Origin of the sequence: Massilia brevitalea (assembly GCF_030711405.1) — a bacterium.
Taxonomy (GTDB): Bacteria; Pseudomonadota; Gammaproteobacteria; order Burkholderiales; family Burkholderiaceae_D; genus Telluria; species Telluria brevitalea.
This window is the reverse complement of sequence record NZ_JAULSI010000007.1, coordinates 61,148-84,865: the sequence shown is the minus strand read 5'-3', so window position 1 is coordinate 84,865 and position 23,718 is coordinate 61,148. Positions and strand designations below refer to the sequence as shown.

Annotated in this window: 20 protein-coding genes; 6 read left to right on the top strand and 14 right to left on the bottom strand. The window is 65.9% G+C overall.

Annotated elements, in window-relative coordinates; genetic code table 11:
- Positions 1 to 3: 3 nt before the first annotated feature.
- The 4 genes from QWL29_RS06090 to QWL29_RS06075 are packed head-to-tail and all read right to left on the bottom strand — an operon-like array spanning position 4 to position 4,069.
- Positions 4 to 531 carry a type II secretion system protein gene (locus QWL29_RS06090; RefSeq protein WP_305821990.1) on the bottom strand — a complete coding sequence of 176 codons (528 nt, stop codon included), beginning with the start codon at positions 529 to 531 and terminating at the stop codon, positions 4 to 6.
- A 52-nt stretch (positions 532 to 583) separates the two neighbouring features.
- Positions 584 to 1,126: a type II secretion system protein gene (locus QWL29_RS06085; RefSeq protein ID WP_305821989.1), complete on the bottom strand. Its 543-nt coding sequence runs from the start codon at positions 1,124 to 1,126 to the stop codon at positions 584 to 586.
- Positions 1,123 to 2,364, bottom strand: a complete 1,242-nt coding sequence (locus QWL29_RS06080) for a type II secretion system F family protein (RefSeq protein WP_305821988.1) — start codon at positions 2,362 to 2,364, stop codon at positions 1,123 to 1,125. The genes QWL29_RS06085 and QWL29_RS06080 overlap by 4 nt, the downstream gene beginning before the upstream one ends.
- A gap of 1 nt (position 2,365) precedes the next feature.
- Positions 2,366 to 4,069, bottom strand: a complete 1,704-nt coding sequence (locus tag QWL29_RS06075; protein ID WP_305821987.1) for a GspE/PulE family protein — start codon at positions 4,067 to 4,069, stop codon at positions 2,366 to 2,368.
- 404 nt (positions 4,070 to 4,473) lie between these two features.
- Here QWL29_RS06075 and QWL29_RS06070 point away from each other — a divergent pair, with 404 nt between their 5' ends.
- From QWL29_RS06070 to QWL29_RS06050, 5 genes are all read left to right on the top strand, one after another.
- Positions 4,474 to 5,178, top strand: a complete 705-nt coding sequence (locus QWL29_RS06070) for a histidine phosphatase family protein (protein ID WP_305821986.1) — start codon at positions 4,474 to 4,476, stop codon at positions 5,176 to 5,178.
- Between the two features lie 122 nt (positions 5,179 to 5,300).
- On the top strand, positions 5,301 to 6,359 hold the full coding sequence (locus QWL29_RS06065; protein ID WP_305822065.1) for a phosphotransferase: 1,059 nt from the start codon (positions 5,301 to 5,303) through the stop codon (positions 6,357 to 6,359).
- 9 nt (positions 6,360 to 6,368) lie between these two features.
- Positions 6,369 to 7,586, top strand: coding sequence for an acyl-CoA dehydrogenase family protein (locus tag QWL29_RS06060; protein ID WP_305821985.1), 1,218 nt, complete (start codon positions 6,369 to 6,371; stop codon positions 7,584 to 7,586).
- Between the two features lie 116 nt (positions 7,587 to 7,702).
- The gene (locus QWL29_RS06055) at positions 7,703 to 10,990 is read left to right on the top strand and encodes a response regulator (RefSeq protein WP_305821984.1); all 3,288 of its coding nucleotides are present in this window, start codon (positions 7,703 to 7,705) and stop codon (positions 10,988 to 10,990) included.
- Positions 10,987 to 11,907 carry a diguanylate cyclase gene (locus QWL29_RS06050; RefSeq protein WP_305821983.1) on the top strand — a complete coding sequence of 307 codons (921 nt, stop codon included), beginning with the start codon at positions 10,987 to 10,989 and terminating at the stop codon, positions 11,905 to 11,907. The genes QWL29_RS06055 and QWL29_RS06050 overlap by 4 nt, the downstream gene beginning before the upstream one ends.
- 519 nt (positions 11,908 to 12,426) lie before the next feature.
- Here the strand turns inward: QWL29_RS06050 and QWL29_RS06045 are convergent.
- The 5 genes from QWL29_RS06045 to QWL29_RS06025 form a co-directional block, all read right to left on the bottom strand.
- Positions 12,427 to 12,906 carry a MaoC family dehydratase gene (locus QWL29_RS06045; RefSeq protein WP_305821982.1) on the bottom strand — a complete coding sequence of 160 codons (480 nt, stop codon included), beginning with the start codon at positions 12,904 to 12,906 and terminating at the stop codon, positions 12,427 to 12,429.
- Positions 12,903 to 14,057: an acyl-CoA dehydrogenase family protein gene (locus QWL29_RS06040; RefSeq protein ID WP_305821981.1), complete on the bottom strand. Its 1,155-nt coding sequence runs from the start codon at positions 14,055 to 14,057 to the stop codon at positions 12,903 to 12,905. Before QWL29_RS06040 ends, QWL29_RS06045 begins: the two co-directional genes overlap by 4 nt.
- Before the next feature lie 12 nt (positions 14,058 to 14,069).
- Positions 14,070 to 15,272 (bottom strand): acyl-CoA dehydrogenase family protein, encoded by a 1,203-nt coding sequence (locus QWL29_RS06035; RefSeq protein ID WP_305821980.1) that lies wholly within the window; start codon positions 15,270 to 15,272, stop codon positions 14,070 to 14,072.
- 140 nt (positions 15,273 to 15,412) lie between these two features.
- Entirely contained in the window at positions 15,413 to 15,778 is a 366-nt protein-coding gene (locus QWL29_RS06030) for a PEP-CTERM sorting domain-containing protein (protein WP_305821979.1), read from the bottom strand.
- Between the two features lie 325 nt (positions 15,779 to 16,103).
- The gene (locus QWL29_RS06025) at positions 16,104 to 18,341 is read right to left on the bottom strand and encodes a carboxy terminal-processing peptidase (protein ID WP_305821978.1); all 2,238 of its coding nucleotides are present in this window, start codon (positions 18,339 to 18,341) and stop codon (positions 16,104 to 16,106) included.
- Positions 18,342 to 18,621: 280 nt separating this feature from the next.
- Here QWL29_RS06025 and QWL29_RS06020 point away from each other — a divergent pair, with 280 nt between their 5' ends.
- A complete protein-coding gene (locus QWL29_RS06020) occupies positions 18,622 to 18,879 on the top strand; it encodes an isochorismatase family protein (protein WP_370663668.1) in 258 nt (85 codons plus the stop codon).
- On the opposite strand, the gene QWL29_RS06015 is transcribed toward QWL29_RS06020, so the two are convergent.
- From QWL29_RS06015 to QWL29_RS05995, 5 genes are all read right to left on the bottom strand, one after another.
- Entirely contained in the window at positions 18,876 to 19,436 is a 561-nt protein-coding gene (locus tag QWL29_RS06015; RefSeq protein WP_305821977.1) for a hypothetical protein, read from the bottom strand. The genes QWL29_RS06020 and QWL29_RS06015 overlap by 4 nt on opposite strands.
- A gap of 16 nt (positions 19,437 to 19,452) precedes the next feature.
- Positions 19,453 to 20,004 (bottom strand): thymidine kinase, encoded by a 552-nt coding sequence (locus QWL29_RS06010; protein ID WP_305821976.1) that lies wholly within the window; start codon positions 20,002 to 20,004, stop codon positions 19,453 to 19,455.
- A gap of 110 nt (positions 20,005 to 20,114) precedes the next feature.
- Entirely contained in the window at positions 20,115 to 20,738 is a 624-nt protein-coding gene (locus tag QWL29_RS06005; protein ID WP_305821975.1) for a PEP-CTERM sorting domain-containing protein, read from the bottom strand.
- Between the two features lie 140 nt (positions 20,739 to 20,878).
- Complete coding sequence (locus QWL29_RS06000; RefSeq protein ID WP_305821974.1) at positions 20,879 to 21,436, bottom strand: sugar O-acetyltransferase; 558 nt, start codon at positions 21,434 to 21,436, stop codon at positions 20,879 to 20,881.
- Positions 21,437 to 21,447: 11 nt separating this feature from the next.
- Positions 21,448 to 23,700, bottom strand: a complete 2,253-nt coding sequence (locus tag QWL29_RS05995; RefSeq protein WP_305821973.1) for a penicillin acylase family protein — start codon at positions 23,698 to 23,700, stop codon at positions 21,448 to 21,450.
- Between the last annotated feature and the right edge of the window lie 18 nt (positions 23,701 to 23,718).

The window sequence follows — 23,718 nt, the reverse complement described above, 5'->3', positions numbered from 1 at the left end:
GGATTACTGGCAGTCGTTGACGCTGCCGACGACAGCAAGGGTCGGCGCCGTGTTGACAGCGGTGGCAGGCGTGTAGGTCACGTAGCATTTGACGGCGGTCGCGCTGTCCTTGAAGCTGTTCGGGACGATCGCGATCGAACCGGTCGCCACCACCGGACGCTTGTCGGTCGCGGCGCCGACAGTGTACACGGTGTAGTCGGTCGACAGGCCGGCGGCTTGCATCAGGCCGTCAGTGGCTTGCGTGCCGGCGGCGTTGACGATGGCCGGGTAGCCAGAGTTCATATCCATCGACACGGAAGCGCCTTCGACGTTCTGGATAGCGTTCGGAGTCAGCAGGTGACGGCCATGCGTCATGGCAGCAGTCGCGGCCAGGGCGCCCTTTGCGGCGTTCAGGCTGGCCAGGCGGGCATCGCCGCTCAGGTTGGTGAAGCGCGGCAGTGCGGTCGCAGCCAGGATGCCGAGGATGACGATCACGACGATCAGTTCGATCAGAGTGAAGCCGCCTTGGGCCGATTTGATGCTCTTGTTCATTCCGTTTTCTCCGAGTTAAAAAAGTGCGGGGGAACCGCTGGTATAAAGCTGCTTAATTCATTACTTCAGCGGCCGGCTGGCTGTCGATTTCGACCAGGTCCAGGCCTTCGGTGACCTCGCTCCGTATTTCTGGATTAACCGGATTGGGCACGCGAAGCAATTCTACCTTGAACCTGAGAAATTTCGGTGTTTCAGCAGAAAAACTTTTTGATGATGCCGATAGGTAAACCAGGGTCGAATTTGCCTTATCGAAGTACCAATTCCCCTTCCGAAGTTCGGATTCGTTGGGAGAATAATATTCACCGAGGTAGTTTTTTGGCCGATCTGCCAACCAATTCATGGGGCTTTCTTGTGCGACCGCCAATAAAGCGCCCTGCCCGCCCTGCGATACCGCCCGCGCCGAGCGCACAGCCAAGCCCGTCCGCAGCGAACCGATGAGTTGTTTCGCCGCAACGTACTCGGATTCGCCCACATACGGAACGAGGCGATTCAGCAACACGCCAGCTACCAGGCTGAACACGACAGCGGCGACCGCCAGTTCCAGCAGCGCGAAGCCCCGCGCCTGCGCCATGCCCCTGTGCCGTGCCGCGCTCATTGCCGGTGCAGGGCGGCCTGCCCCAGGTCCCAGATCGGCAGGAAGATCCCGAGCGCCATGATCAGGACCATCACGCCGAGGAAGGTGATCAGGATCGGTTCGATCTGGGCCGACAGGGTCTTCAGTTCGTAGTCGACCTCGCGCTCGTACATCAGCGCGATCTCGTCCATCAAATCGTCGAGCGAACCGGTTTCCTCGCCCACCGCGATCATCTGCAGCACGATGGGGGTGAACACGTTGGCGGCCGTCGAGGTGCGCAGGATGCTTTCGCCGCGCTCGACGCCGTCGCGCATCTGCTCGATGCGCGCGGCAAGATACGCGTTGTCGGCGGTCTGGGCCACCACGGTCAGGGCCTGCACCACCGGCACGCCCGAGCGCATCGACAGCGAAAAGCTGCGCGCAAAGCGCGACATCGTCGACTTGTGGATGATCTTGCCGGCGATCGGCAGGCGCAGCTTGTAGCGGTCCCAGTCGTAGCGCCCCTTTACCGAACCGACCCAGGCGCGGAAACCGAAGAAGCCACCGATGGCAATCGCCAGCAGCAGCGGCCAGTAGTCGAGCGTGAAGCGCGAGGTCGCCATCAGGATGCGCGTCATCAGCGGCAGCTCGGTGTGCAGGCTCTCGAACACCTTGGCAAAGGCCGGGATCACGAACACGTTCACCACGATCATCGCCAGCACCATGGCAATCACCACGAAGCTCGGGTAGCGCAGCGCCGCCTTCACGCGGTCCTTCATGTCGCGGTCGAATTCGAGGTGGTCGAACAGGCGCAGGAACACTTCTTCCAGGCGCCCGGTCATCTCGCCCACGCGCACCATCGACAGGTAGAAGGTGGAAAACGCTTCCGGGTGGCGGCGCATGGCGGCCGAGAGCTCGCGCCCCGAATCGAGCGACTCGCGCAGGTCCTTGATCACACGCCCGAAGGCGGGGCTGGTGGAGGATTCCTGCAGGCCGCCCAGGCCGCGCATGATCGGCACGCCGGATTTCAGCAGGGTGTGCATCTGGCGGCTGAACAGCTGCACGTCCATCGAGCGCACCGGCTTTTCGCGCAGGCGGCCCCACCAGGAATCCGGGGCGCCGCTGTTGCTCGTGGCCTTGCGCGTGGTCGGCACGATCTCGACCGGCGTGACGCCGGTGCCGAACAACTGGTCGGCCACGGCGCCGCTGTCGGCCGCTTCCAGCACGCCCTGCATCAGTTCGCCGCGCGTGTTGCGGCCCTTGTAGGCATAGAAGGGCAACTCAATCCTCCAGCTGGTTACTGATGCGCATCGCCTCGGCCACCGTGGTGCGGCCCTGCACCGCCAGCTGCACGCCGTGGCGGCGCAGGGTTTCGCCGGCCATCTCGGCATGCGCCACTTTCAGGAAGTGGGCCGGGTCCGGGTGATTCGCGGCGTCGGTCACGGCGCGCGTCATCTCCAGCAGTTCGTACACGCCGGTCCGGCCGCGGTAGCCGGTGCCGTTGCAGTGCGGGCAGCCTTTCCCGTGGAAGAACTGGGCCTGCTCGGCGAAGTCGCCCAGCTCCGGACGCAGCCAGGTGCGCTCGGCCGGCGTCGGCGCGTAGGGCGTGCTGCAGCTTTCGCAGACCACGCGCACCAGGCGCTGGGCCAGCACGGCCTGCAGCGAGCCGCCCACCATGTAGCGCGGCACGCCCATGTCCATCAGGCGCAGCGGGGTGCTGGCGGCATCGTTGGTGTGCAGGGTGGAGAGGACCAAGTGGCCCGTCATCGCGGCGCGCAGGCCGATCTGGGCGGTTTCCTGGTCGCGCATCTCGCCGACGAGCACGATGTCCGGGTCCTGGCGCAGGGCCGAACGCAGCACGCGCGCGAAACTCAGTTCGATCTTCTCGTTCACCTGCACCTGGTTGATGCCCTGCAGGCGGTATTCGACCGGGTCTTCGACGGTGATCAGCTTTTTCTCGACGGAGTTGAGTTCGGCCAGCGCGCTGTACAGCGTGGTGGTCTTGCCGCTACCCGTGGGACCGGTCACCAGCACCAGGCCGTTCGGGCGCTGCACCACGGCGCGGAAGCGCTCCAGCAGTTTACGCGGCATGCCGATCGATTCCAGGCGCAGGGTGTTGCCGGCCTGGTTCAGGAGACGCATGACCACCGATTCGCCGTACTGGGTCGGCATGGTCGAGATACGCACGTCGATGCGCTGGTTCTTCACCTTCATGGCAAAGCGGCCATCCTGCGGCAGGCGCTTTTCCGAGATATCCAGGTCGGCCATCAGCTTCAGGCGCAGCGCCAGCGGCGTGGCGATCTTCATGTCGGCCTCGGTCTGCAGGTGCAGCACGCCGTCGATGCGGAAGCGGATCGCCAGCCGCCCTTCCTGCGGCTCGATGTGGATGTCGGAGGCGCGCACCTGGGTCGCATCGTCGAACACCGACTGCAGCAATTTCACCACCGGCGCTTCTTCCAGGCCCGGGTTGGCGGTCATGGCGCCGAAGTCGACAAAGGCGTCGCCGATGTCGGCCTCGACTTCCTTGGCGAAGTCGGTGATCTCGCCGGTGCGGCGGTAGATGCGGTCGATCGTGTGCAGGACCTCGGTCTCGTTGACCACGGCCAGCTCCACGCCTTTTTTCAGCAGGCGCGCGATTTCGTCGTAGGCGAACAAATCGGTGGGGTCGGACACGCCGACCAGCACCGTGTTCGGGCGGTCTTCCAGCACCAGCGCACGGAAGCGGCGCGCGGCCGTTTCCGGCAGCAGGCGCACCAGCTGGTCGCTGATGTTGTAGAACTTCAGGTTGATGTAGGGGATGTCCAGCTGGCGCGCCAGGGCGCCGGAAATCTGCTCTTCGGTCACGAAGCCGTTCTCGACGAACACCCGGCCCAGCTTGCGTCCGGTCCGCTTCTGGTCGGCCAGCGCCTGGTTCAGCTGCTCTTCCGATAACAGCTTCTGCTGGATCAGTACTTCACCAAGTCGAATCTTTTCCGGCCGTGCCATGTCATCCCTTGCGATTGATCTGGAAATGGGGAGTCATTCTAAGGCAGAACCGGGCAATATTTACCGATGGAATTTATTTCTGTGGCCGGGATGCCTCGCTCAGCGGTTTGTTACGTGTAAGATAAGCAAGAGTTAGCGCTTTGGTATCGCTTGATCTTGCCTGATGCTTGTCCCGTACGGTGGGCACCCCGTGCCCACGCGGTTACGCACGGGTCCGCGAGTCCGCTGCCGCAAAATGTCGCTCGAAACGCATGCATCGGACAACAATGCCGTGTCCGGGCTTGACGTTCCCGAGCAAGTCATCACGGCGAACGATGCACGCACAGGCACGTAACCGCGTGGGCACAGGGTGCCCACCGTACGTCATCATGCGCCACGTCCACGAATAACGATAGAGGATGCAGATGTCAGAACCCACCAATGCGCGCCGCCGCATTTTCCTGATGCGCCACGGCAGCGTCACCTACTTCGACGCCGCCGGCAAACCCGTCCTGCCCGAGCAGGTTCCCCTCAACGACGAAGGCCGCGCCCAGGCCGATGCCGCCGGCGCCGCCTTTGCCGCCGCCAACGTATGCTTCGACCGCGTCATCGTCTCCGGGTTGCCGCGCACCGTCGAGACCGCCCAACGCGTGCTCGCCGTCACTGGGCAAGACATCACCCTCGACATCCGGCCCGAGCTCCACGAAATCAAGGGCGGCCGCCTCTCCACCATCCCCTCCGCCGATCTGAAGCGCGCCTTCACCGGCGTCTTCGAAGGCCTGGTCGATCCAGAGCAGCGCTTCCTCGGCGGAGAATCCGTCGGCGAGATGATGGACCGCGTGCACCCGGCTATTCAAACACTGCGCGCCGACCCGGACTGGGACACGGTGCTGCTGGTCCTGCACGGCGGCGTCAACTGCGCCATCCTCTCGCTCGCCCTCACCGGCCAGCGCCTGTTCCTGGGCGGCCTGGCGCAGACGGCCGGCTGCATCAACGCGCTTGACGTAGGCCAGGACAGCCGCGACTGGGTAGTGCGCTTCGTGAACCACGTGCCCCCTGCCCCGCTCCAACTCGGTTCACGCCTGACCACGATGGAGCAGCTGTTCATGCAATACGGGCGCGCACGCTAGCGCGCCGGTTCGCCTGGCAAAACGCGTGAAAAAATAACAAAACAAATAGCACGATCGTGCATTTCATCGGCTAGAATCATCCGACAACAACACAGGAGGAGACGCCAGTGTACGAAGAAATGATGGGCACCAAACCGGTTTCCGAGGGCCAGAAATTCGATGTCGACGCGCTGGCCGCCTGGCTGCGCGCGCACGCCCCGGGCTTCCCGGACGGCCCGCTCGAGGTCGAACAATTCAAGGGCGGGCAATCGAATCCGACCTTCAAGCTTCGCGCGGGTGGCCAGCAATATGTGCTGCGCACCAAGCCCGGCCCGGCCGCGAAACTGCTGCCATCGGCCCACGCCATCGACCGCGAATTCCGCGTGATGCAGGCCCTGCACGGCGCCGGCTTCCCGGTGCCGCGCCAGATCGTGCTCTGCACCGACGAATCCGTGATCGGGCGCGCCTTCTTCCTGATGGAATGCGTCGAAGGCCGGGTGCTGTGGGAGCAATCGCTGCCCGGCATGAGCCCAGGCGAACGCGGCGCTATCTACGACGAAATGAACCGCGTCATCGCCCAGCTGCACACGATCGACTACGCCGCCATCGGCCTGGCCGATTACGGCAAGCCCGGCAACTACTTTGCGCGCCAGATCGAGCGCTGGACCAAGCAATACCAGGCGTCCGTAACCGAGCCGATCGAGGCCATGGACCGCCTGATCGAATGGCTGCCGCAGAATATCCCGCCCGGCGAGGACACGTCCATCGTGCACGGCGACTTCCGCCTGGACAACATCATCTTCCACCCGACCGAGCCGCGCATCCTGGCCGTGCTCGACTGGGAACTCTCGACCCTGGGCCACCCTCTGGCGGACTTCTCTTACCACTGCATGTCCTGGCACATCCAGCCCGGAAAATTCCGCGGCATCGCCGGCCTCGACCTGACTGAGCTCGGCATCCCGAGCCTGGAAGACTACGTGCGCCGCTACTGCGAGCGCACCGGCAAGACCATCCGCCCCGAGGATTTTAATTTCTATCTCGCCTACAACATGTTCCGCCTGGCCGGCATCATGCAGGGGATCATGAAGCGCTACGTCGACGGCACGGCGTCGAGCGCGCAGGCGCTGCAGAACGGCAAAGCCGCCCGTCCCATGGCCGAGATGGCCTGGCAATTCGCGAACCGCCCCTTGTCCTCCAACTGAGAGAGCCCCATGGATTTCGATTATTCCGACCGCTGCAAGGAACTGCAGACCCGCCTGCTCGCCTTCATGGACGCGCACATCTATCCGAACGAAAAAACCTTCAAGGAAGAAGTCGACCGCAACGGCGCCGCCGGCAACCGCTGGGTGCCGACCGAACTCATCGAAAAACTGAAACCGCTGGCGCGCGAACAGGGCCTGTGGAATCTGTTCCTGCCGAAGTCGCCGCGTGCGCCGGAAGGCCTGTCGAACCTGGACTATGCGCCGCTGTGCGAAATCATGGGCCGCGTGTCCTGGGCGCCGGAAGTGTTCAATTGCTCGGCGCCGGACACCGGCAACATGGAAACCCTGGAACGCTACGGCACCGAGGAACACAAGTCGCGCTGGCTGGAACCGCTGTTGCGCGGCGAAATGCGCTCGGCCTTTGCCATGACCGAACCCGACGTCGCGTCGTCGGACGCGACCAACATCGCCACCCGCATCGAGCGTGACGGAGATGAATACGTCATCAACGGCCACAAATGGTGGATTTCCGGCGCCGGCGACCCGCGCTGCCAGATCTTCATCGTGATGGGCAAGAACGACCCGAATGCGGCGCGCCACCAGCAGCAGTCGATGATCCTGGTCCCGGCCGACACCCCGGGCGTGACCATCCGGCGTCCGCTGCCCGTGTTCGGCTACGACGACGCCCCGCATGGCCACTGCGAGATCACCTTCGAGAACGTGCGCGTGCCGGCGTCGAACATGCTGCTCGGCGAAGGCCGCGGCTTCGAGATCGCCCAGGGCCGCCTGGGGCCGGGCCGCATCCACCACTGCATGCGTTCGATCGGCGTGGCCGAGCGCGCGCTGGAACTGATGGTCAAGCGCCTCGACAGCCGGGTCGCATTCGGGCGCAAGATTTCGGAACAGGGCGTGTGGCGCGAACGAATCGCCGAGTCGCGCATCCGCATCGACACCGCGCGCCTGCTGACCCTGAAGGCCGCCTGGATGATGGACAAGGTTGGCAACAAGGGGGCCCAGGCAGAGATCGCCATGATCAAGGTACTGGGTCCGACCGTGGCCCAGCAGGTGCTGGACTGGGCAATCCAGGCCCACGGCGCCGGCGGCGTGTCGGACGACTTCCCGCTGGCTTACCAGTGGGCCGGCAACCGCACCCTGCGCCTGGCCGATGGCCCGGACGAGGTGCACCGGAATGCCATCGCCAAGCTGGAGCTTGCCAAATACGCATAAATTTGTGACATTGTATGTTGCCAGATGGCGACATTCATTCACCATCTGAGTTTCTTGAGGGAAACTTTATTGCCCCATGAATAGATGCTCGGCTACCATGCGAGGAGCGGCACACCGTGCCGCCCCAACCCTCGATCAACGCGGTGCCGGCGGCCGACCACATCGGCCACACCCTGCCCGAGCTGCTGGGCGACATCGGCCTTGAATTCGAGGATGCCTACCGCCGCGTGCGCGAAACCCTGCGTCCGCTGCGCGACATCGAGACCAGCGGCGAGGTGCCGGCCCAGCCCGGCGTGACGCGTGCCTGGCTGACCAGCTATTACCCGGTGTTCGGCACGGCGCGCGAACTGGTCGGCATCAATGCGGTGGTGATCGACATCACCGAGCGCAAGCTGCTGGAACGGCGCAACCGCGACAACGAAGAGATGTTCCGGGTGCTGTTCGAAGCCTCCGGCGACGCCCAGGCCCTGCTCGCCTACAACGCCAACTTCATCAGCGCGAATCCGGCGGCGGCCAGCCTGTTCGGCTACGAGACGGTCGAGGAATTCCTCGACCTGTCGCCGGCCGGCGCCTCGCCCGAGTTCCAGCCGAACGGGCGCCGCTCCGAGGACATGGCGCCGGAACTGATGCGCCAGGCGCTCGACCAGGGCAGCATCCAGTTCGAATGGGTGCACCGGCGCCGCGACGGCAGCAACTTCCATGCCGACATCAAGCTCACCGCCCTCGACGTCGGCGGGCGCGGCATCATGCAGGTGACGATCCGCGACATCAGCGCGCGCGTGGCCGCCGACGCCGCCCTGCGTGCGACCAGCGCCCAGCTGCGCGAGCGCGAGCAGTTCATCCGCACCGTCACCGACAACCTGCCGGCCCTGGTCAGCTACTGGGACGCCGATGGGCGGCTGCGCTTTGCCAACCGGCCCTGCCTCGACTGGCTGGGATGCGTTGAAGGAGACGCCCTTGGCCGCCAGGCTGGGGAACTGATTGCGCCCGAGCACATGGCCTGCTTCGCGCCCTACCTCGACGGCGTGCTGGCCGGGCAGCCGCAGCGCTTCGAATGCGAACTGCCGACGCCGGCCGGCCAGCCGCAGCGCGAGGCGATCCACGTCTGGGGCAGCTACCTGCCCGACTTCGACGCCGACGGCCGCGTGCGCGGCGCCTACAAGCTGCACATGAACGTGACCGACCTGAAGCGCACCGAGAGCCGCCTGGTGCTGGCCCTGCGCCAGGCCGAGGGCGCCAACCGCGCGAAGACCGAATTCCTCGGCAACATGAGCCATGAGATCCGCACGCCGCTGAACGCCATCATGGGCCTGGCGCAAGTGCTCGAGAAGGCGCCGCTCGGCGCGCGCGAGCGCGGCCACGTGGCCCACATCACGGCCGCGTCGAAGTCGCTGCTGGCCCTGCTCAGCGATCTGCTCGACTACGCCCGCATCGAGTCCGGCGCACTGGCGCTCGAGCGCCTGCCGTTCCGCCTCGACACGACGTTGCAGAACGTGGCGCGGCTGGCCGCGCCGCAGGCCTGGAGCAAGGGCGTCGAGCCGGTGTTCGCGGTGGCGCCCGGCATGCCCGAGCAGCTGTTGGGCGACCCGATGCGCCTCGAGCAGATCCTGCAGAACCTGGTCGGGAACGCAGTGAAATTCACCGCGCGCGGCGAGGTCGTGCTCGCGGTCGAGATCGTGCGCCAGCAGGACACCTGCCTGCGCCTGCGCTTTGCCGTGCGCGACACCGGCATCGGCATCGAGCACGGCGTGCAGCGCGAGATCTTCGAACCCTTCACCCAGGGCGACAGCTCGACCAGCCGCAAGTACGGCGGCGCCGGTCTCGGGTTGTCGATCGCGCGCCGTTTGGTGGCCCTGATGGGCGGCGAGCTGGCGCTGGCGAGCAGCCCCGGGGCCGGCGCCGTGTTCAGCTTCGAGCTCGATTTCGGCATCGCCGAACCGGTGGCCCCGCCCTGCGGCGCCAACCTGCGCGTGCTGGTCGCCGACGGCAACGACAGCGCCGGCGCAGCCCTGGCGGACCAGCTGGCCGGCTTCGGCTGGGACGTGGCGCGCAGCGCCGGCGGCATCGAGGCCCTGGCCCTGCTGCGCGAGGCGCCGCGCTTCGACCTCGCCTTCATCGACGCCGCCCTGCCCGACCTCGACGGCGCCACCCTGCTCGCCTATGCGCGCGCCGAGGCGGCCGCCGGCTGCCCGCTGCCGCCGGCGGCCCTGCTGTCGGGCGACCCTGGCAAGGATGGCCTGGCGCACCCGGTGCTGGCCAAGCCGTTCACTCGCAGCGCCCTGCGCGAGGTGCTGGCCGTGCTGCGCTGCGCCGCAGCGGAAGGCGCGCCGCCCGCGTCTGTGCCGGCGCCTGTGTCACAACCGCTCTCGGCGCGCCTGGCCGGCCTGCGCGTGCTGGTGGTCGAGGACAATCCGGTCAACCAGGAAGTCGCGCACCACGTGCTGGCGCACGCCGGCGCCATGGCCGATGCCGCCGCCAACGGCCGCATCGCCGTCGACAGGCTGGCCGCCGGCGCGCATTACGACGCCGTATTGATGGACCTGCAGATGCCGGTCATGAACGGCTTCGAGGCCAGCGCCGCGATCCGCGCCCTGGGGTTCACGGACTTGCCGATCGTCGCCATGACCGCCAACGCGATGGAAGAAGACCGCCAGCGCGCGCTCGAGGCAGGCATGGACGCCCACCTGCCGAAGCCGATCGACGTCGACGAACTGGTGGCCACGCTGCTGCGCGTGACGGGCCGCGCAGCGGACGGCGTGGCGGCAGGCAGCGAACGCGTGCCAGCCCCTTGCATCGTTCCTGCCCTTCCTGCAGCGGAACTGCCGGGCATCGACCTGCGCGCCGTCCTGCCGCGCTTCGGCGGCAGCGTCGCCGCCTTTGCCTCGGTGCTGCGGCGCTTCGGCCAGACCCAGGGCGGCGCCGTCGACGCGATCCGCGCCGCGCTGGACGCCGGCAGGCACGCCGAAGCCGGCCAGCTGGCGCACCGCCTGCGCGGCGTGGCCGCGAACCTCGGCGCACATGCCGTGGCCGGCCAGGCCGAGTTGCTGGAGCAGGCCCTGCGCGACAGCGCCGACCCGGCCGCGCACCTGGCCGCCCTCGACGCAGCGCTGGCTATCGTGCTGGCCACAGCGAATGGTCTCGACGACGTGAGGCCGGAAGGCGGCCCGGACACGGTTGCGCCGCTTCCCGAGGCGGCGCTGGACGCGGCCCTGGCAGACCTGCGCCAACTCCTCGCGCATAACAACATAAAGGCGATGGCCGCTTTTGCGGCGCTGCGCCCACATCTGGCGGACCGGCTGGGGCCAGGCGAACTGGCGGCGCTGGCCGAGGCGGTCGGGCTGCTGCGTTTCGAACAGGCCGCGCGGCTGGTGCAGGCTATACTGGACACAAAAGGAGACGCATGAGCTGGACCGATCTGGCCCTGAACGGGCGCATCCTGGTCGTCGACGACGCCATGGAAAACATCCAGATCCTGCACGCCGCGCTGCAGGACGAGCACGAGGTCCTGTTTGCGCTGGACGGCGCCAGGGCCCTCGAGCTCGCGCGCGCCCAGCGCCCGGACCTGATCCTGCTCGACGCCGTCATGCCCGACATGGACGGGCACCGCGTGCTGGCCGCCCTGCGCGCCGAGACGTCCACGCGCGACATCCCGGTGATCTTCGTGACCGCCCTCTCCAGCCCGGAAGACGAAACCGGCGCCCTGGATGCCGGCGCGGCCGACTTCATCAGCAAACCGGTGAACGCGGCGGTGGTGCGCGCCCGCGTGCGCACGCAATTGACGGTGAAGCGCCAGGCCGACGCCCTGCGCGCCCTGACCCTGACCGACAGCCTGACCGGGGTGGCGAACCGGCGCGCGTTTTCGCAGCGTATCGAGTCCGAATGGCGCCGCTGCAACCGCGCCCAGCTGCCGATGTCGCTGATCCTGGCCGACATCGACCACTTCAAGATGTACAACGACCGCTACGGCCACCAGGCCGGCGACGCCTGCCTGGAACAGGTGGCGCGCGCCATGGCGCGTACCGCGGGCCGCGCCCAGGACCTGGTGGCGCGCTACGGCGGCGAGGAATTCGCGATCCTGCTGCCCCAGCTGGACATCGCCGGCGCCGAGCGCGTGACCCTGCGCCTGCTGGCCGAGCTGGCCGCCATGGCGATCCCGCACGCCGCCTCGCCAACCTGCCCGGTGCTCACCGCGAGCATGGGCATCGCCGCCGTGGTGCCGGCCGCCGGCCAGACCAGCGCAGCGCTGATCCGCGCGGCGGACGCGGCGCTGTACGAGGCCAAGGCGGCGGGACGGAACGGGTATCGGGTGGCGGCGGGGTGAGATGGGGCGATCGGCTTGCAGCCAGCAAACTTGCCGGCAGGCCCCGAAAAGTCTTCTGCCCTGCGGCTGAAACCATTATCTGGCATGCGGCGGTAATCGTTATCTGGCATGCGGCGGTGATCCTTATCTGGCATGCGGCAGTAATCGTTATCTGGCATGCGGTGGTAATCGTCATCTGGCCTGCGGCGGTAATCGTACGGTGGGCACCCCGTGCCCACGCGGTTACGGACGTTTCCACTTCCGTTGACCGCGCCGTACCCAACACGTAGCTTTTGCCTCTGCGCTCAAGCGTCCGACACCCACTTTCCCGTTCCTGGCTTCGATCGCGCCAGCGAGCGACATTTCAGGGCAGCCGCCCACCGGACACGCACGTACCGCGTGGGCACGGAGTGCCCACCCTACGGTCCCGGCCGGTGGCCCGAATGAGTCTCCTGGCCTGCGACTGTACGGTGGGCACGGGGTGCCTACGCCGGCCGCACCCACCCTACGATTACTGCCGCGGGCCGCAACGAGCAGGCGTCAGCTCGCCGTTCCCGCCGGCCGCCGCTTGAACATCGCCATCCCCTCGATCGAGCACACGGTCTCGCCATGCTGGTTTGTCGCCACCCAGCTGGTCCACACCACGCCGCGGTCGGGCTTCGAGCTCGAGGCCTTGACCTGTTTCGTCACATGGCGCAGCGACAGGGTGTCGCCGGCGCGGACCGGCAGCAGCCAGCGCACGCCGTCCAGGCCGGGCGAACCCATGCTGGTCGAAGCGAAGGGCATGGCGTCGACCACCATGCGCATCATCATGGAACAGGTGTGCCAGCCGCTGGCGATCACGCCGCCGTAGATCGACGCGCTGGCCGCTTCCGGGTCGACGTGGAAGGGCTGCGGATCGAACTGCCGCGCGAAGTCGATGATCTCGTCCTCGCTCACCGTGCGCGCGCCGAGGTCGATCTCCTGGCCCGGCGTGAAATCCTCGAAATACCAGTCGCCCGCCGTCAGGTCGGTCCTCATGCCGCCGCTCCTTGCGTCTCGTCCATGAAACCTGGCTGGGCGATGAAGCGCGCCAGGTGGTGGTCGGCGTCGCCCAGCGTCAGTTCGATGGTGGCCAGGCGCTTGAAGTAATGCGCGGCCGGCAGTTCGTCGGTCACGCCCATGCCGCCGTGCAGCTGCACGGCCTGCTGGCCGATGAAGCGCGCCGCCAGGTTGATGCGGTACTTGGCGGCCGAGACGGCGCGGCGCCGTTCTGCAGCATCCTCCGAGCCCAGCCTGACCGCGGCCAGCAGCGCCATCGAGCGCGCCTGTTCCAGGTGAATAAGCATATCGGCCATGCGGTGCTGCAGCGCCTGGAACTTGCCGATCGGGGCGCCGAACTGCTGGCGCGTCTTCAGGTAGTCGAGGGTGGCGTCGAAGATCGCTTCCATGGCGCCGACGGCTTCCGCGCACAGCAAACCGGCGCCGTAGTCGAGGGCGGCGTCGAGGATGGGCCAGCCCGCGCCGGGCGTGCCGATCACGGCGCCACCATCCACGCGCACCTTGTCGAACACGATGTCGGCGGCGCGCAGGCCGTCCAGCGTGCGGTAATCGACGCTGCGCAGGCCGGCCGCGTCCGCCGGCACGACGAACAGGCTGATGCCGTCCTCGCCGCGCGCCTCACCGCCAGTGCGCGCCGAGACCACCAGCATGCCGGCCTGCGCGCCGTGCAGCACGACTTTCTTGTCGCCGCTCAGGAGGTAGCCGTCGCCATCGGGCACGGCGCGCGTGGTAATGTCGCGCATGTCGTGGCGCGACTGGCGCTCGCCCAGTGCGCAGGCCAGTGTCAGCTCGCCGCTCGCCACCTGCTCCAGCAGGCCGGCATGCTGCCCGCCCAGGCGCAGGAACTCGGCGCCGAGCACGGTGGCGAAATACGGTTCGACCACCAGGCCGCGGCCCAGCTCCTGCATCACCACGAGCATGTCGACCGCGCTGCCGGAAAAGCCGCCCTGCGCTTCCGGCACCGGCAGCGCCGTCATGCCGAGTTCGGCCAGCGTGGCCCAGGCGGCGCTCGATACGCCGGCCTCGGAGTGGACGATGGCGCGGCGCGCCTCGAAGCTGTAGTCGCGCGCGATCCAGCGCTTCAGGGCGTCCGCGAACTGGGTCTGTTCGGGATTGAAATTGAAGTCCATGTTCTTCTCTCCTTACAGGCCCAGGATCATCTGGGTGATGATGTTGCGTTGGATTTCGTTCGAACCGCCGTAGATCGAGGTCTTGCGGTAGTTGAAGTAGTACGAGGCCAGCGGCGCCGCGTCGTCGTCGCGGAACACGCTGTGCTCGCTCGCGCCTTCGAGGTAGGCCGGGTCGAACGGCAAGGCCATCGGGCCGACGGCCTCCACCATCAGTTCGGTGAGCATCTGCTGGATCTCGGTGCCGCGCACCTTCAGCACCGAGGCTTCCGGTCCCGGCGCCTTGTCGGCTTTTGACAGCACGCGCAGCACGGTCATTTCCAGCGCCATCAGTTCGATTTCCAGGTTGGCGAGCTTGGCGGCGAACAGCGGATCCGCGATCAGCGGCTTGCCGTTCTTGCTTTCGCGCCTGGCCAGGCCCTTCAGGAAGGCCAGTTCGCGCTTCGAGCGGCCGACGGCGGCAATCCCGGTGCGTTCGTGGCCAAGCAGGTACTTGGCATAGGTCCAGCCGCGGTTTTCCTGGCCCACCAGGTTGGCAACCGGCACGCGCACGTTGTCGAAGAAGACTTCGTTCACCTCGTGGTCTTCGTCGAGCATGATGATCGGGCGCACCGTGATGCCGGGGCTGTGCATGTCGATCAGCAGGAAGGAAATGCCCTCCTGCTTGCGCACCCCGGTGTCGGTGCGCACCAGGCAAAAGATCATGTCGGCGTGCTGGGCCAGCGTGGTCCAGGTCTTCTGGCCATTCACGATGTAGTGTTCGCCCTCGCTGTCCGTGCCGCGCACGGCCGTGGTCTTCAGCGAGGCCAGGTCGGAGCCGGCGCCCGGCTCGGAATAGCCCTGGCACCACCAGTCCTCGCAGGACAGGATACGCGGCAGGTAATAGGCTTTCTGTTCGGGGCTGCCGAAGGCCATGATCACCGGCGCCACCATGTTCACGCCGAAGGGCATGATCTGCGGCGTGCCGGCGCGCGCGCATTCTTCCTCGAAAATGTGGCGCTGGGTCGGCGTCCAGCCGGGGCCGCCGAACTCGACCGGCCAGCCCGGTGCTACCCAGCCTTGCGCGGCCAGGATCTTGTGCCAGCGCACGCTGTCTTCCTTGCCCAGGCGCAGGTGGCTGCGCACCTTGTGCTGCAGGTCCGGCGGCAGCTTCGCGGCCAGGAAGGCCCGTACTTCGCTGCGGAAGGTCAGGTCTTCATCAGAGTAATGCAGGTCCATTCTGTCTCCTTGTTATTGTCGCGCGGACGCAAAAAAGCACGACCGTTCACAGAGGATTGTACCTGAAACGCTGGCAGTTAAAACAACAAAAGGGCGCTCCCGATGGGGAACGCCCTTTTTGCTGTTGCAGTAAAAACGGATTACTTCGCGCGGCGGCGACGCAGTGCGCCAACACCCATTGCGCCTGCCAGCAGCAGGGCAATGCTCGATGGCTCCGGGACTTCGGCAGCGACCGGTGCGGTAACGACCGGATCGGCTGCGACCGGCGCCTGGACTGGCTCGGCTGCAACCGGAGCGATCACGGCTGGCACTGGCACTTCGATGGCAGCGCTTGGTGCGGTAACGCTTGGCGCGGTGACGCTTGGTGCAGCAACGCTGGACGAGGCGGCAACGGCGCCGCCGGTGACTGCCCAGCCGGTCAGGGTGCCTGGATGGCGGGCGGTTTGGGCTTGTGCTGCACCGGCGCTGACGAGCAGGGCGGCAATGACGAGGTGACGAACTTGCATGATTGCTCCTTCTTATTGAGAGTGACTGTGATAAATATTACAACAGCAAGATCATGCTATCACAACCATAAAAAGGGCTTGTCTCAATTGAAATTCATTCCAAAAAGAAATGAGCATGACAAAAAATCCTTTCCAATTGGAATTTTTTCCTTTTGGAATGTGCGCTAGCTAACATAGACCGATCTGAAAATTGCTTCTGAGGCAATACCTATTTCCTCGCTTTACCGTTTGCCAGGAAATAAAAAACGCCGTCCGGATCGTTCCGGAGCGGCGTTGCTGCATAGCGTTTTAGCTACGAAAGGCGCCAGTCTGCGGCGCCTGTGTTTTATGGCTTGACCGGCGCCATGTACGGCATGACGCGCGAAGCCATGCGGGTATCGGTCTTCAGCATGCCGGCTTCGTCGGCCAGGATGTGGGCCGCTTCCTGGAGCAGCACGTCCTTCGCATCCTTGGCTGCCTTCTCCGCCGCCAGCTCGGCCGAGAGCGCACGCTCGTCGCCTTGCAGGCCGTCGTCCTGCTGCGGCGTGTTGCGCGCCGCAACGACGGCCTTGGCCGGCTTGGTCGGGGTCGGCACCTTGCTGCGCGCCTCCTTGCCGCCCGGCGCTGCCGCCGGCTCGTCCAGGTTCGCATCCTTGCCTGCCGCCAGGCGCGCTTCACGGGCCTTGGAACGGACATCCTGGGCATCGCGCTCCTTGCGGCGCACGGCTTCGTTCAGCGAGATCGCGTTTTCCTTGCGGATCTTCATGACTTCAGCCATGTCTTCGCGCAGGTCGGCGAAATCCTTGTCCTTCGCGATGCGCGCTTCGTGGCGTTTCTGCAAGGGGTCGACCAGTTCCTTCAGGTTACCCAGCGGGACATAGGTCGCCGGCTTGATCGAGACCCATGGCAGCGCATTGCCGAACGAAGATTCACCGAAGTGCTCGGTATCCGACAGCACCGGCAGCTTGATGTCCGGCGTCACGCCGCGCAGCTGGGTGGTGCCGCCGTTGATGCGGAAGAACTGGGCGATGGTCATCTTCAGTTCGCCGTAGCGCACCTTGTCGGACTGCGAGAAGCGGTCGAGGTCGAGCAGGGTCTGGACCGTGCCCTTGCCGAAGCTCGGTTCGCCGATCACCAGGCCGCGGCCGTAGTCCTGGATCGCGGCGGCAAAGATTTCCGAGGCCGAGGCCGAGCCGCGATTGATCAGCACGCCCATCGGGCCATCCCAGGCCAGGCCGGGCTTGACGTCGCCCTCGACCTCGATGCGGCCTTCGGCCGTGCGCTGCTGCACCACCGGGCCCTTGTCGATGAACAGGCCGGTCAGTTCCACCGCCTCCACCAGCGAGCCGCCGCCGTTGTTGCGCAGGTCGATCAGGACGTTGTCGACACGGTCCTTCTTGAGTTCGCCGAGGATGCGCTCGACGTCGCGGGTGGCGCTCTTGAAGTCCTTGTCGCCCTTGCGGCGCGCCTCGAAGTCCTGGTAGAAGGTCGGCAGCGAAATCACGCCGATGCGGCGGTTCACGCCGTTTTCCTTGACCTCGATGATCGATTTCTTGGCGGCCTGCTCTTCCATGCTGATCTTCTTGCGCACCATGGCCACCGTGATGTGCTTGGCGTCGACGCCGGCGTCGGCCGGGATCACGTCGAGGCGCACGGTCGAGCCCTTCTCGCCGCGGATCAGTTGCACCACATCGTCGATGCGCCAGCCGAGCACGTCGGTGAAGGCGCCATTGCCCTGGGCCACGCCGACCACGCGGTCGCCGACCTTCAGCTTGCCGGATTTGTCGGCCGGGCTGCCGGGGACGATTTCGCGGATGATGGTGTAGTCGTCGCGCGTCTGCAGCACGGCGCCGATGCCTTCCAGCGACAGGCGCATGGAGATGTCGAAGTTGTCGGCCGAGCGCGGGCCGAGGTAATTGGTGTGCGGCTCGATCGCGGTGGCATACGCGTTCATGAACATCTGGAACACGTCTTCGTTGTTCAGCTTTTTCATGCGCGAGACGTAGTTCTCGTAGCGCTTGTCGAGCGTTTCGCGGATGCCTTTGTCGTCCTTGCCGGCGAGCTTCAGGCGCAGCCAGTCGTTCTTGACGCGTTTGCGCCACAGGTCGCGGACTTCGTCTTCGTTCTTCGCCCACGGGGCTTTTTCGCGGTCGAGCTGCAGGCTCTCGTCGGCAGTGAAATCGAATTTGGTTTTCAGCAGGCTGCGCGCATAGGCCATGCGCTCGGCGAAGCGCTGCTGGTACAGGTTGTAGATGGCGAAGGGCTGGCTCAGGTCTTCGTTGTTGATCGCATCGTCGAGCCTGGTGCGCAGCGGCGCGTAGCGGTCGAGATCGACCTGGGTGAAGTACAGCTTTTCGCCGTCGAGCGCTTCGAAGTAGTTGTCGAAGATCTTCTCGGACATCGCATCGTCCAGGGGCATCGCCTTGTAGTGGTAGCGCGCCAGGACGCGCGAGGCCCACAGGGCAGCCTGGGCCTGGGCCGCGACCGGCTTCATCTGGACGGCGTTTGCCTTTTCGGGCTGTGCGGTCACCGCATGCGTCGACATGGCAAAGGCCAGCGCAACCATCAACATCTGCTTCTTCATTTATGCGTTCTCCGAACGTGTACTTGGGTGTCTGCCAGCGCGCCGCACACCTGTGCAAGGCTTATCCCGGCCGCGCAGAACATTCTACAGGATAGCGCAAGCGCGCAGAGTTGGCTTAACGAGGATGAGCGGGCCAGCTTAAGGTCGCCTTAAGCGGGTGTGAGCAAATTTTTACAAATTGAAACAGCAGTTAATTTCTCGCGCCGTCGTCAGGAATGTTAGGCTGAGCTGCAAAATCTCAAGCTCCCGAATCGCGATCAGGGAACCACGCTGGCTGCATGTGCGCGGTATCCGCCGGCTCGTGCTTGCCGGCGTCAGCACCAATAATTCGGTCGAGGCCAGTGCGCGCAGCGCCGGCAACCTGGGCTTCATGGCTACGGTCGTGGCCGACGCCTGCTTTGCCTTCGAGAAGCGCGACTATGGCGGCACCCTGCGCAGCGCCGAGGACGTGCACCTGATGGCGCTGGCGAACCTGGACGGCGAATATGCGCGGGTCGCCACGGCCGGCGCCGTGCTGGACGAGCTGATGCGCGGCTAGAACGCCGGCAGGAGTCCAGGCAGTTGCGCGCGCCAGACCCACGCGGCCAGCGCCAGCGCGCCCAGCACCAGCCAGGGCCAGGAGCGCGCGGCCAGTTTCCAGTCCACCGGGGACGGCCAGAACGACAGGTACTGCGGCGCCAGGAATACCGCCAGCAGCAGATCGAGCGGTTCGAAATGCCAGCCGGGCCGGGTGCGCCAGGCCGCCACCAGCAGCGGCAGGAGCAGGACCAGCAAGGGCGCCAGCGCGGCCGGGGCAGCGTTGTACCAGCGCAGGTTGGCAAAGGTGACGGAACCGAGCTCCCAGACTTTCCCCTTGCGGCGCGGGATCAGGTTCAGGCCGACCGGCTCGGCATTGGTCAGCAGGCCAACGCCGAAATGGGCCAGCTCGTGGCACAGGGTGCCGGCCGCGGTGAGGACAAAGAAGCCCGGATGGGCGCTGGAGAGCATCCAGAACAGGAAGGCCAGCGCCAGCGAGGGCAGCAGGTAGACCAGGATGTCGGCATGGGTGCACAGGAATACCGGCGCAAGGCTCCCACAGGCGGCGGGCAGGTCCATGCCGGATCAGCCGTGCTTAGTTGCTGTAGAAGCAGCGCCCGCAGGCCTGGCGGTAGCTTTCGTTGCCGCCGATACTGACCTGTTCGCCTTCGCGGATGCGGCGTCCCGCTTCGTCGACACGGATGTTCATGGTCGCCTTCTTGCCGCAGGTGCAGATGTTTTTGATTTCCTCGATATCGTCGGCCAGGGCCAGCAAATAGGCCGAACCGGGGAAGGGTTCGCCGCGGAAATCGCTGCGCAGGCCGTAGCAGATAACGGGCACGCCGCGTACTTGCGCCAGCTGGTGCAGTTGCTGCACCTGGGCGGTCGTGAGGAACTGGGCCTCGTCGACCAGCATGCAGGCCACGCGCGGCGCATCGGCGAGGAAATCGGTCTCGGCATCGAACAGGCCGACCTGGCGCTGCGGACCCAGGCGCGAGGTGATCAGGCCCACGCCGTAGCGGTCGTCGATGGCGGCGGTGTAGAGCTTGACCTGCTGGCCCTGCTCCTCGTAGTTGTGCGCCACCTGCAGCAAGGCAGTCGATTTGCCGGCGTTCATCGCCGAGTACCTGAAATAGAGTTTTGCCACTGCCCTGCCCTGCTTGCCGGATTTGAAATGGCGGCAATTATAGCGTGGGCAGGCAGCCGGGGCCAGAACCCGGGCTGGCTGCCCATGGACCAGCCTGAAAGTAAACGCGCTTAGCCGCGGCGGCGGCGCATCCAGCCGACCAGGCCCAGCCCCATCAGCATCATGGCATAGGTTTCCGGCTCGGGCACCGGCATGGCCAGGGTGACGTCGTTGGCCGTCACCCAGTAGTCGCCGCCGCCCGTCATGGTGACCGAACTCAGCGGTGAGCTGGAAACAAAACCGAGGAAGCTCGAGGTGGTGGCATTGCTCAGCGTGTAGTTCAGGGTGCCGCCGTTGGCGGCCGTGAACAGCAGGGAGCCGCCGGGCAGGAAGCTGCCGAGCACGTCGGAGCCGAAGAAGTAGCCGCCGAAGCCGGTGACGCCGGGGGCGAAATTCGAGAACACGATGCCGTCGCCGTCGACGTTGGTCGACAGCCAGCCGTCGCTGCCGCTGCCCGCGCCGTACAGGCCGCCCGGGGCGGTGGCGGTGTAGCCGTAGGCGCCGGCGCTGCGCCCGAGCGGGCTGTCGTAGAGGTCGATGTCGAGGTCGTCGTAGCTGTCGACCCCGTAGCCGCCGACGGCGGCGAGGAAGGCGTTGCGGTCGGTGTAGACCGTGATCTGGGCGCTGGCGTTGACGGCGCCGCACAAGAGCATGGCGGCGACCAGGCTCTTCAGGGCAAGCGGTTTGCTGTGCATGATGGCTCTCCTTGAGGGATGGATGTGCTGGGATCTGGCTGTGCCAGGGTCCAGTACACCGCGTTCCCGCAAGTGTTGCAATCCGATTAATCTTAAAATTATGGCATGTTGATCTGGCTCAGCAGTGGTCGATTGCCGTGCTAGTTTTTCGAGACAATCCGCGCCGGGTTCCCGACTACCGTGGCGCCGGCCGGCACATCGCGGCTGACCACGCTGCCCGCGCCGACGATGGCGTTGTCGCCAATCGTCACGCCCGGCAGCACGATGGCGCCGCCGCCGATCCAGACGTTCGCGCCGATGGTCACCGGCTTGCCGCACTCCAGCCCGCTGCGGCGGATTGCCGGGTCGCGCGGATGGTCGGCGGTGTAGATCTGCACCGCCGGGCCGATACGGGTGTCGTCGCCGATGGTCACGCGCGCGGTGTCGAGGATCACGCAGTTGTAGTTCAGGAAGACGTGCTTGCCGATATGCAGGTTGAAGCCGTAGCCGCAGTAGAACGGCGGACGCAGCATGGCGCCCTCGCCCACCGATCCCGCCCGTTCGCGCAGCAAAGCGCGCCAGACGTCAGCCGCTTCGCCCATGGCCGCGTTGTAGCGCGCCAGCCAGGCCGCGCAGGCGGCTAGCTCGACCTGCAGTTCGGGCGCGCTGGGGTGGTACAGCTCGCCGGCCAGCATCTTGTCCTTGTCGCTGCGTGTCATCGCCGTGCCCCTCATTGCCCTGGATGATACTGGCGTTCCAGTGCTTTCCGGATGTCGTCAGGGTAGAAGAGCACGTCCTTGAACTCGCCGCGGCTGTACATCTCGGCCTGGTCGGCAAAGTGCTTCGAGGCCGGGTTGCCGCTCTGGCCGCCGGCCAGGATGCTCTTCGCGCGCACGCGCGGACCGAACTCGACGGCAGCAACGAAACTGTTGCCGCGGTCACCGTAGATGCGCTTGGTCTTTTGCTTGGCCACCATGCCGAACGAGGCCAGCGAACCCCAATGTGCCGAGGTGAACGCCACCGGCCAGCTCGGCTTGCTGTCGTCGTACTGCTGGTCGACGTCGCCGCTGATGCGCTGGAAGCGGTTGATCTCGCCCCAGGGCGTTTGCCAGGTGCCGAAGTCCTTGGCCAGCTTGTCGCTGGCGCGCGCCAGGGCGTCGAGGCGTTCCTGCCGGCCCAGGCGGGTAGTGATGTAGTCGACCGACGGCAGGCCGGCGGCGCGCGCCTTCGGCGTCGCCGCGGCCACCATTTCCTGGCCCCAGTACACGGCCAGCGAGGTCGGCACCGAGTCGGCGCCGAAGCGCAGGTTCCAGCCGCGCAGCGCGGCAACCTGCTCCTTCAGCGCCGCCTTGCGAGCGTCGTTTGCCGGCAAGGCCTCGTAATCCTTCAGCAGCTGCGGCACCAGCGGCTCGAAGGCGGTGAGGTAGCTGTCGTAGGAGGCGGCGATCAGGCTGTCGAGCGTCATGGCTTTCGCATCGCGCAGCACGCGTTCGGCATGGATGCCGCGCGCGTTTTCCGGAAGCGACCACATGTAGGCCGGGTAGTCGGCCTGCTTCGGGCTGTTCGCGCCCGAGGCGCTGAACGGCCAGTTGTTGGTATTGCTGATGTAGCCGCTGGCCGGGTTGAACAGCGTGATCGTGTCCTCGATGTCGTGCAGACCCTGCCATTCGGTGGCCGGGTTGCTGCCGTCGACCGGCTTGCTCCAGTCGAAGCGGGTGTCGCGCTTTGGAATGAAATTGCCGTGGAAGTAGGCGATGTTGCCATCGGCGTCGGCATACACCGTGTTGTTCGAGGAATTCGTGCGCAGCTGCATCGCCTGGTAGAAGGCGTCGTAGTTCTTCGCCTTGGTACGCGAATACGACTGGGTCAGGGCCTTGATCGGCTCGTCCATCATTTTCACCGCCACCCATTTGCCGTTTTCCGCGCGCACGATGGGGCCATGGTGGCTGAAGTAGGCCGTCACCGTGCGGCTGGCCAGCTTGCCGCCGGCCGTCTTGTACGGCAGCGTGATCGGCACCGCGCGCAGGGCGCGTTCTTCGTTCCCGTACTTGTAGTAGAACTTGCCGCCGCGCTTGGTCACGGTTTCCAGGTACTCGTCGATGACGTCGCCGCCGCCCGAGGTGTGCATCCAGCCGGCGCGCTCGTTGAACCCCTGGTAGATGAAGAACTGGCCCCAGGTCACGGCGCCATAGGCGTTCAGGCCCTCCTCGCTGACCATGTGCACTTCCGGGCGGAAGTAGAACGAGGTGTGCGGGTTGATCATCAGGAGCGGATGGCCTGCCTGCGTAAGCTTGGGCGCGATGGCGAAGCCGTTCGAGCCGCGCGGCTCGGCATCAAGGGCGTTGCGATTGTCCGCCACTTTAATCGCGACGGCGGGCTGCGGCTTGCCGTAGAAGGCTTCCAGGTCCTTCAGCTCGATCGATTCGATGTCGCCGCCGATGCTGCCCTCGCTGAACGACAGCGCCATCCAGGGCTCGAAGCGGGTGATCAGCTTCGGCTTCACTTCGGGGTGCGTGTGCAGGTAAAAATTCAGGCCGTCGGCCCAGGCAACCATCAGCCCCTGCAGCCAGGCCGGGCTGGCCGCGAACTTGGCCTGCATGTCGGCGGGCTGGATGTAGAGCTTCATGCGCAGGTCGCGCCAGATTTCCCGTTCGCCCTCGACCTCGGCCAGGCGCCCCATCGAATTGATGTAGTTCAGTTCGACGCGGTTGAAATCGTCCTCGGCCTGGGCGTAGATCATCCCGAACACCGCATCGGCGTCGCTCTTGCCGAACACGTGGGGAATGCCCCATTTGTCGCGCATGATCGTCACGCGCTGCGCCGTGCCCTGCCAGCGCGCCAGGTCGGCATGGCCAGCCTTTTCGCTGACGCTTGCCGCGGGTGCGGCATCGACGGCCGGGGCAACGCCTGCGAAGGCGGCAGCGCAGGCAGAGAGGGCAAAGGTCGAGGCAAAAGTCGAGGCAAAGCGGCGCGACAGGATCATGCAGGTCTCCTTGTTGTT

Excerpts from the sequence above, each read along its gene's own strand:
- QWL29_RS06065 (WP_305822065.1), top strand. The coding sequence starts at position 5,301 with ATGGGCACCAAACCGGTTTCCGAGGGCCAGAAATTCGATGTCGACGCG.
- QWL29_RS06045 (WP_305821982.1), bottom strand. The coding sequence starts at position 12,906 with ATGAGGACCGACCTGACGGCGGGCGACTGGTATTTCGAGGATTTCACG.
- QWL29_RS06090 (WP_305821990.1), bottom strand. The coding sequence starts at position 531 with ATGAACAAGAGCATCAAATCGGCCCAAGGCGGCTTCACTCTGATCGAA.
- QWL29_RS06000 (WP_305821974.1), bottom strand. The coding sequence starts at position 21,436 with ATGACACGCAGCGACAAGGACAAGATGCTGGCCGGCGAGCTGTACCAC.
- QWL29_RS06015 (WP_305821977.1), bottom strand. The coding sequence starts at position 19,436 with ATGGACCTGCCCGCCGCCTGTGGGAGCCTTGCGCCGGTATTCCTGTGC.
- QWL29_RS06030 (WP_305821979.1), bottom strand. The coding sequence starts at position 15,778 with ATGCAAGTTCGTCACCTCGTCATTGCCGCCCTGCTCGTCAGCGCCGGT.
- QWL29_RS06035 (WP_305821980.1), bottom strand. The coding sequence starts at position 15,272 with ATGGACCTGCATTACTCTGATGAAGACCTGACCTTCCGCAGCGAAGTA.
- QWL29_RS06025 (WP_305821978.1), bottom strand. The coding sequence starts at position 18,341 with ATGAAGAAGCAGATGTTGATGGTTGCGCTGGCCTTTGCCATGTCGACG.
- QWL29_RS06070 (WP_305821986.1), top strand. The coding sequence starts at position 4,474 with ATGTCAGAACCCACCAATGCGCGCCGCCGCATTTTCCTGATGCGCCAC.
- QWL29_RS06075 (WP_305821987.1), bottom strand. The coding sequence starts at position 4,069 with ATGGCACGGCCGGAAAAGATTCGACTTGGTGAAGTACTGATCCAGCAG.
- QWL29_RS06050 (WP_305821983.1), top strand. The coding sequence starts at position 10,987 with ATGAGCTGGACCGATCTGGCCCTGAACGGGCGCATCCTGGTCGTCGAC.
- QWL29_RS06040 (WP_305821981.1), bottom strand. The coding sequence starts at position 14,057 with ATGGACTTCAATTTCAATCCCGAACAGACCCAGTTCGCGGACGCCCTG.
- QWL29_RS06060 (WP_305821985.1), top strand. The coding sequence starts at position 6,369 with ATGGATTTCGATTATTCCGACCGCTGCAAGGAACTGCAGACCCGCCTG.
- QWL29_RS05995 (WP_305821973.1), bottom strand. The coding sequence starts at position 23,700 with ATGATCCTGTCGCGCCGCTTTGCCTCGACTTTTGCCTCGACCTTTGCC.
- QWL29_RS06005 (WP_305821975.1), bottom strand. The coding sequence starts at position 20,738 with ATGCACAGCAAACCGCTTGCCCTGAAGAGCCTGGTCGCCGCCATGCTC.
- QWL29_RS06085 (WP_305821989.1), bottom strand. The coding sequence starts at position 1,126 with ATGAGCGCGGCACGGCACAGGGGCATGGCGCAGGCGCGGGGCTTCGCG.